The following is a 15,247-nucleotide window of genomic DNA, read 5'->3' as shown; positions in this document are numbered from 1 at the left end:
GCCGCAGTGATTGCCTCGCTTCCGAGGTCACGTCTTGAACTAATCGGACACGATTGCGCGCCATGCACTTGGAGATCTGCCAGTCAGCCGGCGAATTGACCTCGTCATATGGGCCTGGTCAGAGAAGCCCCAGTCGTGCGCAATCTCGATCAGTGGCTGAGCGGTCGTGACCACGGCGCGCAAGGCGCCATGCGTCCGGGCGCGCCAGCGATATTGTGCCGGCGGAAGACCGATGGCAGCTGAGAAGTGGCGCGTGACAGACCGGGCCGATATCCCTTGATCGGCACCCCACTCGGCGATCACCACGCGCCCGGGCAATGCAAGCGCAGCTGCCAGCCGGTCCGGCATATCGTCGGGCTGATCGACCGGAGTGACGCTCGAGCCCAATACCTGGCTGAGGGAAAATGGATCGGCCGTGTAGCGGTCCAGGACTGCTTCCGGATTTGACAGTAGGCCCGATTGCAGCGTTAGCGCCTGGGTAACCGTCAGCGGCAGATTGACGACGGTCGCGCCGCGCCTGCCGATGATGTCGGTGTGCGCCGAGAACGGCGGATGGACGACGAGATGGCCGGGACCGACACGGCGGCGCCCTCCGTCTCCGGATTCTTCATAGTTGCCGTCGAGCACGAGCGCCGCATAGGGGGCGGCGTGACTGTGCCAGGCCAGCCGCGCGTTGGCATCCAGCCTTTGCCGAAGGCGATCAATCGGTGGGTGCATAGCGTCGTCCGTCGTCGCAGGAGCTGGAGTGGTCCGATAGCAAAACCCACCGACCCTGCGAACAGCCGCTCGCCCACAGGCGTGGTTCCGCTGCGATTCCGTCCCTAACAAACCTGCTTTCATCGATCATGCGACGTCAGGCCGCCTACCGCTTTCTCACCGCTATCCAGAGTCGCACCCCGGCCCGGAAACCGCGTCTGGTCGGTTCCAGGTTCGGCGGATTGGCTCAGGCCGCGTTGGTGGTCGGCGGCCAGGCGCAGGCGGGAACCGGTCGGGCGAAGAGGGTCGGTCTCTCAGCGAACGGGACATTGCGCCACGACATCGGCTTCCCCTGCGCTGCCGAGGGCGACCCGTGAAAGACTGAAACCGATGGCGCCCTCGGTCGTCAGGCGAAAAGGTGCGGTGATCTGCGTCATGTCCGCGCCCGCCGCGGCGAAGCACTTGAGCGGTACCCCCAATATGCGCCACTGCCCACGATCGAGTGTGGCGAGTGCCGGGATGGGAAGCGGACGTCCGCAATCCGACGCGCCGCAGCGAAGCGACATCGATACGGGCGCGGTCGGCGGTGCGTCGATCCGCAACGTCGTGAGCAGCAGGACATCGCCGTTGGTCTCGCGCGACAGGTCCGTGGGGTTGTCGTTGCCGATCTCCACCGCCCCCCCGCCGGGTCCGGCCTCGATCGCAAACTGCCGCGCTCCTTCCTGCACGCCATGGTCGGCGGCGGTGATGGTCGCCCGCCCCGACAGGCCGGTCGCGGGAACGGTCGTCAAGCGCAAGGAGTCGCTGCCGTCGATCTGCGAGACGACCAGCGACCAGGGCGCTGCCACCGACCCCTTGTCGAAATAGACGCCGTTTCCGCGGCCGTCGTCGGCGACCTGGCTGTCCTGCGGCAGCGTCTCCCACGACTGCGCGCCATCGGCGTAAGTAAGTCCATAGCCGAAGGGGAACAGTGTCGGGCCGTCATGTCTCGCCGTTGCCGGCCACGCGGTCGGCAGGCGGCCCTGGAAATCGTAAGCCGGGTTGCCGTCCGCGCCCGCGAACAGCAGATCGGCCACCCCCCCGCCTTCGGATCCGGGTAACCAGGCGGTGACGAAGGCGTCGGCTTCGTTCAGCGCTTCGTTCACGTAGAGCGGCCGGCCGGTGATCATCACCGCGACGACCGGAATGCCTGCTTCCTTGAGCTTGCGCATCGTCTCGATAGGCCAGCGCAATTCGGGGCGAAGCTGGAGCGACGGAATATCGCCCTGGAATTCGGCGTAGGGCGTTTCGCCGAAGACGACGATCGCTGCATCCGGCCGCCGCTCGAAGGCGCCGTCGGGCGCCAGTTCCGCACTGCCGCCCGCCGCGCTGACTGCCCGTTCGATCCCGCGCCACAGCGAGGTCGCGCCGGGAAAGTCGCTGTTGTCGAGGCCGGTGCCCTGCCAGCTCAAGGTCCACCCGCCCGACTGGCGGGCGATGTCGTCGGCGCCGTCGCCTGCGACGAGGATGCGGGCGCTCGGCTTCAGGGGAAGGACGCCGGTGTTCTTGAGCAGGACCAGCGACTTGCGGACTGCCTCACGTGCGACCGCCCGATGCTCCGGCGCACCGAGCAGATCGTAGTCGCCGGAGAGCGGGCGCGTCGACGGCTTGCCGGCTTCGAACAGGCCGAGCCGCTGCTTCACCCGCAACACGCGCGCCACCGCATCGTCGAGCCGCGCCATGCTTATCGTTCCGGCTTTCACCTCGGCCAAAGTGCTGGCGTAAAGATCGCGCCAGGTGTCGGGCGCCATGAGCATGTCCAGTCCGGCGTCTATCGCTATCGGACAGCTCGAGTTGCTGCACCCGGCTATCTGACCGTGCGCGTTCCAGTCGGTTATCACGAGCCCGCCGAACCCCAGGCGATCTTTCAGGATATCGGTAACCAGCCCCTTGTTTCCGGAGATCTTCACGCCCTGCCAGCTCGAAAAGCTGGTCATGACCGTCGCCACACCGTTCTCCATCGCGGGGATGTATGGCGCGCCGTGAACGAGCCGGAGTTCGAGCTCCGAGATGGCCGCGTCGCCCTGGTCCTTGCCGTCGACCGTCGCCCCGTCGGCCAGGAAGTGCTTGGTGCTGGCGGCGACATGCGGCCCCGCGAGTATCGGTGCGGTCGAGGCCGGCCCCTGCAGGCCGCGAACCATCCTGCCGACGTAGGACGCGACGAGCGCGGGGTCGGAAGAGTAGCCTTCGTAGGCGCGCCCCCAGCGATAGTCCTGGGGAACGGTTACGGTGGGGGCGAAAGTCCATTCCTGGCCAGTCACACGGATCTCGATCGCCGTCGCCCGGCCGATGCGCTCGATCAGATCCGGATCGCGCGCGGCGCCGAGCCCGACATTGTGAGGAAAGATCGTCGCGCCCACGATGTTGCTGTGCCCGTGGACGGCATCGGTGCCCCACATGATCGGGATCGCCGGCCCCCCTGACGGGCACTCCATCGATGCCGTATAGAACGCGTCGGCGAGCGCGAGCCACTCCGGCGCCGGCGCAAGGTCGTTTCCGCCGGGCCCCGAGTTTCCGCCGTTGAGCACCGAGCCAAGATGATACTCGCAGACCTCCTCGGGCGTCACGCTGCCGATGTCCGCCTGGATGATCTGGCCCACCTTCTGCTCGACGGTCATCTGCGAGAGCAGGTCCTGGACGCGGGCCTCCCCTTCGGGAGCGACGATTCGCGGATAGGCGACGCGTGGCCACTGGTCGGGATGGACCTGTCCATTCGCCGGCGGCGAGAGCTGATCCTGAGCCATGCCCGCGCCGGACAAGGGCAGGGCGCTGATCGCCATGCAGGCGATGGCGTAGAAGGCTGGTCTTGATTGCATAGAGTGTCCCCGTCCCGCAGTTCCGCTTCTTCAAAGTTCCGTGCCGCCTCACCCTGACAACCTTGACAGCAGATGCCGTCGAATCCGGAGAGGGACATCGGCAAAGGCGACAGGCTGTTTGACAACGTTGACAGAAATATGCAAGAGAAAGACGTGCAGGGGTCACGAGCGCCGAGTCGAGTCCGGAGATTCGCTGGAGCACTCGCGAACCCGCAGACGCAAAACCGATAATTTCCGCGCGCGACGATGCGGATTGGGAGGGTATGGATATGATCAGCGGAACAATGTGCAGTCGCATGAGGCTGCTTGGCGCAGCTTCGGTCGTGGCGTTGGCCTGCGGAGCGGCCCCCGTCTATGCGCAGTCGGAAGCGGCAGGCGCGGACGAGGGCAGCACCGAGGAGATCGTCGTCACCGGCTTTCGCGCTTCGCTGCAGGACGCGCTTAACGCCAAGCGTGAATCCAATCTCATCATCGAATCGGTCACGGCTGAGGATATCGGGAAATTCCCCGACCAGAACGTGGCCGAATCGCTCCAGCGCCTGCCGGGCATTCAGATCGACCGCGAGAACGGCCAGGGCTCGAAAGTCAGGATACGCGGCCTCGAGCAGAATGTGACGCTGCTCAATGGCGAACTCTTCGTGAGCGGTCTCGAAGTCTACAAGGTCGGCGAGGGGAACTACAATCGCAACGACAGCCTCGAAGGCGTGCCGTCCGAGCTGATCGGCGGAATCGAGGTATACAAGTCGCCGAACGCCTCGCTGCTCGAAGGCGGTCTGGGCGGTATCGTCAACCTGAAGACGCGCAACCCCCTCGATCTGCAAGACGGGCTGACAGTCGCCGGAAACGTCAAGATGAGCAAAGGCAGCGAGATCGGCGGCTGGGAGCCGGCCGGTGCGGCGGTCGTGGGCTACAACTTCAACGATCGTCTCGGCGTGATCGCCTCGTTCAGCTATGAGAAGACCAACAATCACGTCAACGTGCTCGGCGGCGACAACCGCGGCAACTGGGCCTTCGACGAGGGCCGCCGCGACACGGCGACGGTGCCGACGAACTACTATGCCCCCGAATATCGCTACATTACCGATCGCGACCAGTACCGCCGGCGCTGGGGCGCATCGCTCGGCATCAATTTCAGGCCCACCGACGAACTGGAAGTCAGCGCGCAGTATTTCCACTCAGACCTGAAGATCGACACGCGCGAGGCGTCGGTCAAATTCCCGTTCGGTCAGGGGGAATCGCAGGGCCTGGTCGGGGACTACAACATCAACGACGACGGCATTCTGCTCGAAGGGACGGTGCGCGCGCAGTCGGCCGAGGCCATTTCCTTCGTCGACGTATCGAACATCAAATCCGACAATCTCCAGTTCAACGTCGACTGGGACAACGCGACCAATTTCCGCGCATCCGTCACGGCGACCTACTCGTCCTCCAAGATGGATCGGGAAGTGGCGAACAACGATGTACGCTACACCGCCTACGGCGTTCGCGGTCCGGGTACCTCGGGGCCGCAGCCGGGTTTCACCCCGAATTCCGAAGCCCCGCCCACGTTCGACTTCACTTACCGAAATGGCGATTTCCCGAGCTTCGGCATCGCGGACGGTAGCCCGCAGGATCTGTTCAACAACCCGGCCTACGGTTTCTTCAAGTCGCATTGGGCGTTCGGCGACCGCTCGGACATCAAGGGCAACTCGATTCGTGCGGACTTCGCCTATGACGTCGACGACAGTGATACGAACACGATCACGCTGAGTGCGGGATTCCGCTACGGACAGCGAACGGTGGACTTCACCTCGGGCCGCTACCTCGCCGATTACAGCGGCAAGGGCGAACTCGATGCGACCGCAATCCCGGAGGACGAGCGCGTCGACGGCTATTCCTACAACTGGACGCCATATGGCTACTTCCAGGACGGGGCGATCGGCTACAAGATCTGCGATCTTCCAGAGGTGAACAAGCCCGCGGCATTCGCCGGGTGCACGCGCTTCGGAAATTCGCCCGCCCTGATCACGCCTTACGCCACTTTCGTGAGCAATCCCGAGCGGGTCGAGACGATCACCAACTTCGCCGGCGGCGGGCATGTCGAGGGCGATACGGTGATGGTCGCCGACCGTTCGCAAATGACCAACGCGCTCGAATGGATTCAGTCGCTCTATCCCGATACGCCCTTCAGCTTCTTCGCCGACCCGCTGCAGACCTACCGGGTCAAGGAGGAGACGAAATCGGGCTACGTCATGGCCGACCTGGGCGGGCTCGATGATCCCTACCACGTCAATGTCGGGTTGCGGGTCGTCAACACCAGACTGGCGGTCGATCAGAACCAGCCCGAGGGTGTCGATCCCAGCTATTGGGGGACCGACAACTGGAACGGCGTGCTGCGGGACTTCACCACCAACAGGGTGATCCGCAGCTACACCGACTTTCTGCCGAGCGCCAACGCCGTGTTCGATGTGAGCGATGGCAGCAAGATCCGCTTCTCGGCGGCGCGGGTGGTCGCCCGCCAGCCGCTCGTTTCGCTGGGACAGGGTTTTGCCACCCAGTTCACCCGCGACCCGGCGGATGACCTGTTCAAGTTCACCAACGGCAGCCGCGGCAATGCCGAGCTCGAGCCTTTCCGCGCCTATCAGTTCGATCTCGGCTTCGAGCACTATTTCGGTAACCAGGGGCTCTTGTCGGCAGGGCTGTTCTGGAAGGAAGTCGACAGCTTCATCGTCAACGAAACCATCGCTGTGTTCGTGAACGACCAGGCGGGGGGCAGGCTGGGCCCGGTCTCGCAGCCGGCGAACGGTTCAGGCGGCCGCGTGAAGGGCTTCGAACTCGCTGCGCAATACGCCTTCGACTTCGGCCTCGGCTTTACGGCCAACTACACTTTTTCGGATACAACCACCGATTTCAGCACCGATTTCACCGACCACCTACCCTTGCCCGGCGTGTCGAAGCATTCGGCGAACGGACAGGTCTATTTCGAGAAGTACGGCTTCGCCGCGCGCGCGTCGTACAGCTGGCGCTCGAAACAGTATCTCGGGAACTTCGGTTTTTCCGATGGGTCGGTGACACGCACGCTTGGCATCTATCAGAAGCCGTATGGGCAGCTCGACGGGCAGATCAGCTACAAGCTCACGGACAACTTCGAAGTGTTTGCGGAGGCGATCAACATCACCAAGGCCGATACCAGTGTCTATCTGCAGTTTCCGGATCTGCCCTTCCGCTACGAATCCGGATCGAGACGGATCTATGGCGGCGTGAAGTTCAGCTTCTGATTCGAGAGGACGGACAAGGCAGCGGCCCTTCCTGTGGAGGGGCCGCTCCTGGTCATCTGTCGCGGCCGCGCAGTGCGCCTATGCGTCGCCCGGTGGCGGTGCGGCGCTCGACCCTTCGACAAGCCGGTGCGCATGGATGACCATCTCGGCTGCAGGTTCGCCCGCCAGCTCGCGCAGCAGCATATCCGTCGCCGTCTTTGCCATCTCGACGACCGGCTGCCGGATCGTCGTGAGGCGAGGCCAAACGATGCGTGCGATTTCGGAATCGTCGAACCCGACGACAGTCAGATCGGCGGGCACATCGAACCCCAGCTCGCGAGCGGCCGACATGGCTCCCACGGCCATATCGTCGTTCTGCGCCAGTATGGCGGTCGGTCTCAGTTTGCGTGACAGGAGACGCTTGGTTGCTTCGTAGCCTGATTCGAAGCTGAAATCGCCGGTTTCCACCAGTTCGGGGCGTTGTTGTACGCCGCTTGCTTCGAAAGCGAGGTGATAGCCGGCGAGGCGCTGCGCGCTCGCTGCGTGGGCGGGATCTCCCTTGATGATGGCAATCGTCCGATGGCCCAGGCCGACGACATGCTCGGCTATTTCGCGCGCCGCCGCGATGTCGTCCATCGCTGTCGAAAGCCCAAGCTCCAGCTGCGACTGCGGCGCGATGCGGGCGAAGGGAATTCGGGCCTCGGAGAGGCCGGCGAGGACTTCGGGATGATCTGACGCCGGCGGCGCAAGTATGACGCCGTCGAGCGCAGCCGATCGCACCATGCCGACCACCTCCTGCGGATGATCCGCTACCGATTCGACCGGGAGCACGATCAGCCGATAGCGCTCGCCGTGCAGCCGCTCGATCGCGCCGCGCTGCAATTCGACGACGTAGCTGGGGCTGGGCTTTTCATAGATCAGTCCGACGAGATAGGACCGCCTCCCGACGAGGCCCTGCGCCAGCACATTGGGGTGATAGTTGAGCTCCTTGGCCGCACTGAGCACCTTCTTGCGCAGCGCCGGCGTGATATGGGGCTCATTGTTGAAGACGCGCGATACGCTCTTGGGTGAAACCTGCGCCAACCTCGCGACATCGATGATGGTCGAACGTTTTGCTCCGCGAGCCATACGAAAATCGGTGGCGAAACTGTCCTTCGTTGTCAATCGGCGGCCGCGCGTATCTGTGCGGGCGAGAACGCCGCGAATTCGGCGCAAAGTGGAACTGTGATTGCCGATAATCGGCGGGGTGGAATCTTCGGTCGTCCAGCTGCAGGGCGAACCCTCAGCCGTGCAGGTTCATCAGCGAGTCCATCAGGCCTTCGTCGGCGCTCGAGCAGACGCCGAGGACGAGGGCTTCGTCGCAGCCCTTGGCCACGACATAGGCATGGCCCATCGACGAATCGAGATAGATGCTCTCGCCGGCCCGAAGCAGGACCGGGTCGTAGAATTCCGAATGCACTTCGATCTGGCCTTCCAGCACGTAGATGAACTCCTCGCCCTGATGACGGACGAGATCGCCGAACTCGCGGGCGCTGTGCGCGCGGATGCGAGTGATGATCGGGATCATGCGCTTCTGGCGCAGATCGGTGCAGAGATAGTGGTAATCGTAGTTGTCGGTGGTGACGCGCACCGCCTGGTCCAGCGTGCCGATGCTGCGGCGGCCGGTCACCCGCGGCGCGTTCTCCTCCGTACCCTCGGCAAAGAGATCGGCCATGCGGATCTTGAGCCGCTGGCTGAGCTGCTGGAGCTTGTCGTAGCTCAGCGTCAGGCGGTCATGTTCGACTTTCGAGAGCGTCGACACCGGAATTCCCGACTTCGCGCTCATCTCCTTGAGCGTCCAGCCGTTTCGCGAGCGGATGCCGCGCAGGACCGAGCCGAGCGTTGGCGGGTTTGCCGCGTCCGCCATCAAATCTTCCAACTCCTATTTGACAATTTTCCAATCAGGATCATTATGTCCCCATCGGGTCAACTGATATTGTTCCTTGGTAAGGGCTCGCTCGACATGCTGCAAGGTGTGACGAACGGAGTTGTAGAGGAGGGGAAAGAGCGATGCGTGTTCTTCGCAAGCTGATGATCGGTCTGGCGGCGCTGCTGGCGCTGCCGCTGGTCGCGCAGGGGCCGGTGCCGCAGCAGCCGTCGCAGCAGCCGGAGAGGTCGGCACCGCCGGCTTCGGCCGCACAAGCCGAGCGGGCCGAGCTCGATGCAGCGGACGTCGAGGCCTGGCTCGATGGTTTCATGCCCTTCGCGCTCGATCGCGGGCAGATCGCAGGCGCTGTCGTCGTGGTCGTGCGGGGCGATGGGCCAGTGCTGCAGAAGGGCTACGGCTTCGCCGATGTCGCCTCGCGCAAGCCGGTAGACCCGCAGACCACGCTGTTCCGCCCCGGCTCGGTGTCGAAGCTGTTCACCTGGACGGCGGTGATGCAACAAGTCGAGGCAGGCCAGCTCGATCTCGACGAGGACGTGAACGCCTATCTCGACTTCGAGATTCCTCCCTATGAGGGCGAGCCGATCACGTTGCGGCACATCCTCACGCATACCCCGGGGTTCGAGGAATCGATCCGCCATCTGATCAGCAGCGATCCCGACGCGGTCATGCCGCTTCAGGACTATGCCCGCGAAGCGCTGCCCGAGCGGGTCTTCGCGCCGGGCACCACGCCGGCCTACTCCAACTACGCAACCGCACTCGCCGGATATATTGTTGAGCGCGTGAGCGGGCAGCCGTTCGACGACTATGTCGAGCGGCACATCTTCGCGCCGCTGGAGATGCGGTACGCAACCTTCCGCCAGCCGCTTCCGGAGGCGCTGCAGCCGCACATGTCGAGCGGCTATCCGACCGTGGGCGAGAAGGCGAAGCCGTTCGAGATCGTCATTCCCGCGCCGGCCGGCAGTCTCTCGGCGTCGGGCGCGGCGATGGGCAAGTTCATGATGGCGCACCTCAACGAAGGAGGGCCTTTGCTCCAGCCCGAAACTGCGCGGACGATGCACGACTATCGTGCGCCGGGCGTGGGGCCGCTCAACACGATGGCGCTCGGATTCTACGAGCAGTGGGTCAACGGCCGCCGGGCGATCGGCCACGGCGGCGATACCGAGTGGTTCCACTCGTATCTCTGGCTGTTCCCCGACGCCGACATCGGGTTGTTCGTCTCGGTCAACAGCGCGGGCAAGGAAGGTGGGGCGCAGGCGCTGCGCAGCGCCCTGTTCCATGAGTTTGCCGACCGCTATCTGCCCGGTCCCGAACCGACCGGCCGCGTCGATCCGGAGACCGCCCGGGAGCACGCCGCGATGGTGGCCGGCCATTACGTGTCGAGCCGCGGCGCGTTCACCAACTTCATGAGCCTGCTCGGCCTCCTGGGCCAGCTGGAGATCGTGGTGGACGAGAACGGCAAGATCGCCATGCCGGCGCTCGACGGGCTCAGCGCGGCCGCGCGCGACTGGGTCGAGGTCGAGCCGTTCGTCTGGGTCGACACGGCCACGGGTGAGCGCCTGGCTGCCGAAGTGAAGGACGGTCGTGTGGTGCGCGTGAGCACCGATGCGGTGTCGCCCTTCATGGTTCTCGAGCCCGCGTCTGCCGGCACAAATACCGCTTGGCTGATGCCTGCGCTGATCCTGGCACTGGCGCTGGTGCTTCTCGCCGCGCTCGCCTGGCCGGTGCGCGCGCTCGTTCGCCGGCATTTCCAGGCGGCGTTCGCACTCGAGAACGATGCCCGCAAGGCCTGGCGCCTGTCGCGCATCTTCGCCTGGCTGGTGTTACTCGCAGTCTTCGGCTGGGTCATGCTGGTGGTGACCTTCTCGGGCGACATCGGCAGTCTCGGCGGCCCGCTCGACTGGCTGATCATCCTGCTGCGCATACTGACGCCGATAGCAACCGTCGGCCTCCTCGCCGCGTCCGCATGGCACTTGTGGCTCTGCTTCCGCGACCGGCGGCGGTGGACGATGAAGGTCGGCGGGGCGCTGCTCGTGCTGGCGGCGCTGGTGCTGGTGTGGGTGACGTTCGCCTTCAACCTCTACGGCTTCTCGATGGTCTACTGATGGCCACGGGCGTGAAGCGGGAACTGGCGCTCGATCTTCGGATCGAGCGCTTTCCCTATCATCAGCTGTTCCGCATCGCCGGGCACGTGTTTACCGAAACCGCGCTGCTCGTCACCGAGATCTCGGACGGCGAGCATCGCGGGCGGGGTGAGGGGGCGGGGGTCTACTACCTCGGCGACGACGCGGACCACATGCTCGCCGAGGCGGAGCGGGTGCGAGGCGCGATCGAGGCGGGGGCGACGCGCGAGGACCTGCAAGAGCTGCTGCCGCCGGGCGGTGCGCGCAATGCGCTCGATTGCGCCTACTGGGATCTCGAGGCCAAGCGCACCGGCAGGCCGGTGTGGGACCTGGCAGGTCTCTCCGAGCCGCGCCCGCTGCGTTCGACGTTGACGCTCGGCGCCGACACGCCCGAGGCGACGGCGGCCGCCTCGCTCGCCATCGATCCGCAGGCGCCGGTCAAGGTCAAGCTGACGGGCGACGTCGAGGATGATGCCGCACGCCTCGCGGCCATCCGTGCGGCCCGGCCGCAGGCCTGGATCGGCGTCGATGCCAACCAGGGCTATCGCCGGAAGACGCTTCCAGCCCTCCTGGAGGTGCTGGTCGAGCATCGGGTGGCGGTCCTCGAACAGCCTCTACCGCGCGGACGGGAGGGGGATCTGGACGGACTGAAGCGGCCGCTGCCCTTCGCCGCCGACGAGAGCGCGCTGTCGCTTGCGGACACGCCGTCGCTGATCGGGCGCTTCGATGTCGTGAACATCAAGCTCGACAAGTGCGGCGGGCTGACCGAGGGGCTCGCGATCGCCCGTCAGGCGCGGAAGCTCGGGCTCGAGGTCATGGTCGGCAACATGATGGGCACCAGCCTGTCGATGGCGCCCTCCTACCTTGTGGGCCAGCTCTGCGACATCGTCGATCTCGACGGGCCAACCTTCCTGGCGCGCGATCGCACGCCGGGCGTCCGCTACCGAGACGGCATGATCCACTGTCCGCCCGAGGTCTGGGGATACCAGATGGATAATGTGTCCTGAACGGGTTGACAATTTTCTAATCAGGACAAATACTCGACAAAACAGATAATCTTGAGGGAGGAAGGAATGGCGCGTTCATTCCCCGCGACGCGGCGCGCGGTGATGGCGGGTGCGATCGGTGCGGCCGTGGCGGCGCCGATGATCGCCACGGGGGCATTCGCCTTCTCCGGTGCGCCGGGGCGGACCTACTCGCGTCGTGCGGTCGATCTCGTGGCCGAAACGCTCGTCATCGACATGCTCGCGCCGCTCAAGATCACGATGAACCCAGCCTATGTCGCGCACCGGCTGACCGATGCCGAAGCGGCGGAATTCCATGCCAGCGGCATCACCGGCTTTCATACGGCGTACGGTATCGGCGGGCCGGATGCCCAGGCGCAAGCGCTCGAATATCTTGCCGGGTGGCAGGGCTTCGTTGGCCGCAACAGTCACGTCTTCACCCTCGCCGGCCGGGTCGAGGATCTCGACCGGGCCAAGGCCGAGGGCAAGTGCGCGGTTATCATGGGCATCCAGAACGCCGAGCAGTTCGAGACGGTGGAGGACGTCGCCCGCTTTCGTGGCCTCGGTCTGCGGTGTGCGCAGCTCACTTACAACAGCCAGAACCTGATCGGCTCGGGCAGTACCGAGCGCGTCGACGGCGGGGTCAGCGATTTCGGCGCGGCGATCATCGCCGCCATGGAAGAGGCGAACATGCTGGTCGACGTGTCGCACTGCGGCGACCGGACGACGCTCGATGCGATCGCCATCGCCAAAGGGCCGATTGCGATCACGCACAGCAACGCGCGCGCGCTGGTCGATCATCCGCGGGTCAAGACCGACGAGGCGATCCAGGCGCTCGCGGCCAAGGGCGGGGTGATGGGCATCACCGGCGTGCGGATGTTCATTCGCGCGACCGACCCGACGAACGTGAGCCACATGGTCGATCACATCGATCACGTCGCGAAACTCGTCGGTATCGAGCATGTGGGCATCGGCTCGGACGCCGACCTCCACGGCTACGACGACATGGTGCCGGAAGAGTACGAGGCACTGAAGGCGGGATACAAGGGAAGCTACGGCTTCCGCGACAAGATCGACATCGACGGCTTCGATCACCCTCGCAAGATCTTCGATCTGACCGAGGAACTGATCCGCCGCGGTTATTCCAACGACAACATCCGGGCGGTTCTCGGCGGCAACTTCCGCCGGCTGCTCGCGCAAGTGTGGGGGTGAGACGATGAAGCAGAATCTTTGGATCGCAGGAAGTGTGCTCGCCTTCGCGGCGGCGATGCCGGCGCAGGCGCAGGAAGATGCGGCGGCAACCGTGACGGACGGCGAAATCGTCGTCACCGCGCAGAAGCGGACGCAGAACATCCAGGACGTCCCGATCTCGATCAGCGTTGTGGATGGGGAGGAACTGCAGGAGCAAGGCGCTGCGTCGCTGGTCGACTACGCCGGCTACGTGCCCGGCATGCAGGTCTCCAACTCCGGCACACCGGGGCAGACCACCGTCACTTTGCGCGGTGTCGCGCCGATTTCCGCCGCGCAGACGGTGGGCATCTATCTCGACGACGCGCCGGTCGGGTCGAGCGCGATCTACAATCGTGCCGGGGCCTTCACCATCGATCTCATGCCCTACGATCTCGAGCGGGTCGAAGTGCTCAAGGGACCTCAGGGCACACTCTATGGCGCGAGCTCGATCGGCGGCCTTGTGAAATACGTGACGGTGCAGCCCGACACGCGCGAGTTCCGGGTCCGGGGCGGAGTCGAAGGCTTCAGCATCAAGGGAGGGGATGGGCTCGGCTGGGGCGCGCAGACGCTGGTCAACGTGCCGATCGTCGAGGACAAGCTGGCCATCAGCGGCAGCTTTGCCTGGCGTAGCACGCCGGGCTGGGTCGACAGCATCAACAATCCCGCGCTGGAGGACCAGAACGATTACGAACAGCGTGGTGGCCGCGTTGCCCTGCTGTGGCAGCCGACGCCGGAGCTCAGCGTCAAGCTGGCGGGCATCTGGCAGTCGCTCGATTCGGACGGCAATGCGCTCTACGCCGCCGATCTCGACGGCAATCGGCTGGGCGACGGACGCTCGTTCAACAACTTCGTCCCCGAATCCTACGACATCGATCTTGAATACTACTCGGCGACGATCGACTACGACTTCGGTCCGGTCGTACTGACGTCGGCAACCACCTACAGCGAGACGCAGAGCCGGCAGTTGCAGGATGCGAGCTACGCCTTCGGCGTTCTCTTCCCGCTGCTCACGGGCGGGGCGATCGATCCCGGCATCACGCCTTTCGCGCTGGACCTGGGCCTTGAGAAGTGGACTCAGGAAGTGCGGCTCGCATCGCCGACCGGCGAACGCTTCGAATGGATGATCGGCGGCTTCTTCACCGACGAGACGACCAGCAACACCCAACTCGTCCGCTCGTTCGACATGGACGGCAACCCGATCGCCGCGCTCGATCCGCTGGCGACCGTCGGTTTGCCTGCGACCTACAAGGAATATGCGGTGTTCGGTAACGGCACCTATAAGTTCAGCGACATGTTCGACATAACGGCCGGCTTGCGCTGGGCGCGCAACGAGCAGACGTTCCGGCAGATCAGCGAGGGTGCGATCGTCCCGAGCGCGAACGATCCCGGCGAATCGGCCGAAAGCGTGTGGACCTTCTCCGTCAGCCCGCAAATCCACCTGAACGAGAACGCGATGCTCTACGGGCGGGTGGCCACGGGCTACCGGCCGGGCGGCCCCAACGTGATCGTCCCCAACGTGCCGCCCAGCGTCGATGCCGACCGCATGACAAACTACGAGGTGGGCTTCAAAGGCGATCTCGCCGACCGCATGATCTCGCTCGACATCGCGGCCTTCTGGATGGACTGGACCGACATCCAGGTGGTCCGCGCCTTCGGCGGGGTCTCCGGCGGCGCCAACGGAGGCCGGGCGACGAGCAAGGGCTTCGAGGGAAGCATTGCACTGCGGCCCTCGCCCGGCCTGACGCTCAGCGCGACCGGCAGCTACACCGACGCGACGCTGAGCGAGGACGTGCCCGAGATCAGCGGCGTGGATGGCGACCGCCTGCCCGCGGTGCCCAAGTTCAGCGGCGCGGTGCGTGCCGACTACGAGTTCGCGCTCGGTGCCTCCAACACCGGAAGCTTCGGCGTCGGTGTCCGCCATGCAGGCAGCCGTCTGTCGCTGGTGGAGAGCGATCCGCTCGCGGCCCGGGCGAAACCGTACACCTCGGTGGATCTCAACGCCTCGGTGACGTTCAACGATCATTGGACATTGCGCGCCTATGCCCGCAACCTGCTCGACAACGAGGGAGAGATGGGGCGGACGACGATGGCCGACGGGCTCAACCAGCCTAGTTTTCTCGCCATTTCACCGCTGCAACCTCGCACGATCGGCCTTGCGGTCGACATGGCCTTTTGAACG

9 protein-coding genes are annotated in these 15,247 nt (G+C 64.9%); 5 read left to right on the top strand and 4 right to left on the bottom strand.

Translation table 11 applies throughout. The features are described 5' to 3' along the window. Nucleotides 1-39: 39 nt before the first annotated feature. On the bottom strand, nucleotides 40-717 hold the full coding sequence (locus tag ETX26_RS09985) for a helix-turn-helix domain-containing protein (protein ID WP_165271747.1): 678 nt from the start codon (nucleotides 715-717) through the stop codon (nucleotides 40-42). A 293-nt stretch (nucleotides 718-1,010) separates the two neighbouring features. Beyond that, nucleotides 1,011-3,551 carry a glycoside hydrolase family 3 protein gene (locus ETX26_RS09980; RefSeq protein WP_225425722.1) on the bottom strand — a complete coding sequence of 847 codons (2,541 nt, stop codon included), beginning with the start codon at nucleotides 3,549-3,551 and terminating at the stop codon, nucleotides 1,011-1,013. A gap of 296 nt (nucleotides 3,552-3,847) precedes the next feature. Here ETX26_RS09980 and ETX26_RS09975 point away from each other — a divergent pair, with 296 nt between their 5' ends. Next, the gene (locus ETX26_RS09975; RefSeq protein WP_225425720.1) at nucleotides 3,848-6,808 is read left to right on the top strand and encodes a TonB-dependent receptor; all 2,961 of its coding nucleotides are present in this window, start codon (nucleotides 3,848-3,850) and stop codon (nucleotides 6,806-6,808) included. Nucleotides 6,809-6,886: 78 nt separating this feature from the next. Here ETX26_RS09975 and ETX26_RS09970 read toward each other — a convergent pair whose 3' ends face one another. Both ETX26_RS09970 and ETX26_RS09965 read right to left on the bottom strand, forming a co-directional pair. Further along, nucleotides 6,887-7,915: a LacI family DNA-binding transcriptional regulator gene (locus ETX26_RS09970; RefSeq protein ID WP_129524542.1), complete on the bottom strand. Its 1,029-nt coding sequence runs from the start codon at nucleotides 7,913-7,915 to the stop codon at nucleotides 6,887-6,889. A gap of 154 nt (nucleotides 7,916-8,069) precedes the next feature. Next, nucleotides 8,070-8,693, bottom strand: a complete 624-nt coding sequence (locus ETX26_RS09965; protein ID WP_129524541.1) for a helix-turn-helix domain-containing protein — start codon at nucleotides 8,691-8,693, stop codon at nucleotides 8,070-8,072. 143 nt (nucleotides 8,694-8,836) lie between these two features. Between ETX26_RS09965 and ETX26_RS09960 the strand changes: the two genes are divergently transcribed. From ETX26_RS09960 to ETX26_RS09945, 4 genes are all read left to right on the top strand, one after another. After that, entirely contained in the window at nucleotides 8,837-10,816 is a 1,980-nt protein-coding gene (locus tag ETX26_RS09960; RefSeq protein WP_129524540.1) for a serine hydrolase domain-containing protein, read from the top strand. Beyond that, complete coding sequence (locus tag ETX26_RS09955; protein ID WP_129524539.1) at nucleotides 10,816-11,841, top strand: dipeptide epimerase; 1,026 nt, start codon at nucleotides 10,816-10,818, stop codon at nucleotides 11,839-11,841. The genes ETX26_RS09960 and ETX26_RS09955 overlap by 1 nt, the downstream gene beginning before the upstream one ends. Before the next feature lie 66 nt (nucleotides 11,842-11,907). Further along, on the top strand, nucleotides 11,908-13,050 hold the full coding sequence (locus ETX26_RS09950; RefSeq protein ID WP_129524538.1) for a dipeptidase: 1,143 nt from the start codon (nucleotides 11,908-11,910) through the stop codon (nucleotides 13,048-13,050). Nucleotides 13,051-13,054: 4 nt separating this feature from the next. Next, nucleotides 13,055-15,244 carry a TonB-dependent receptor gene (locus ETX26_RS09945; protein ID WP_129524537.1) on the top strand — a complete coding sequence of 730 codons (2,190 nt, stop codon included), beginning with the start codon at nucleotides 13,055-13,057 and terminating at the stop codon, nucleotides 15,242-15,244. Nucleotides 15,245-15,247 lie beyond the last annotated feature (3 nt).

Source organism: Pelagerythrobacter rhizovicinus (assembly GCF_004135625.1).
In the GTDB taxonomy this organism is placed as follows: Bacteria; Pseudomonadota; Alphaproteobacteria; order Sphingomonadales; family Sphingomonadaceae; genus Pelagerythrobacter; species Pelagerythrobacter rhizovicinus.
This window is presented reverse-complemented; position numbering and strand designations above follow the sequence as displayed.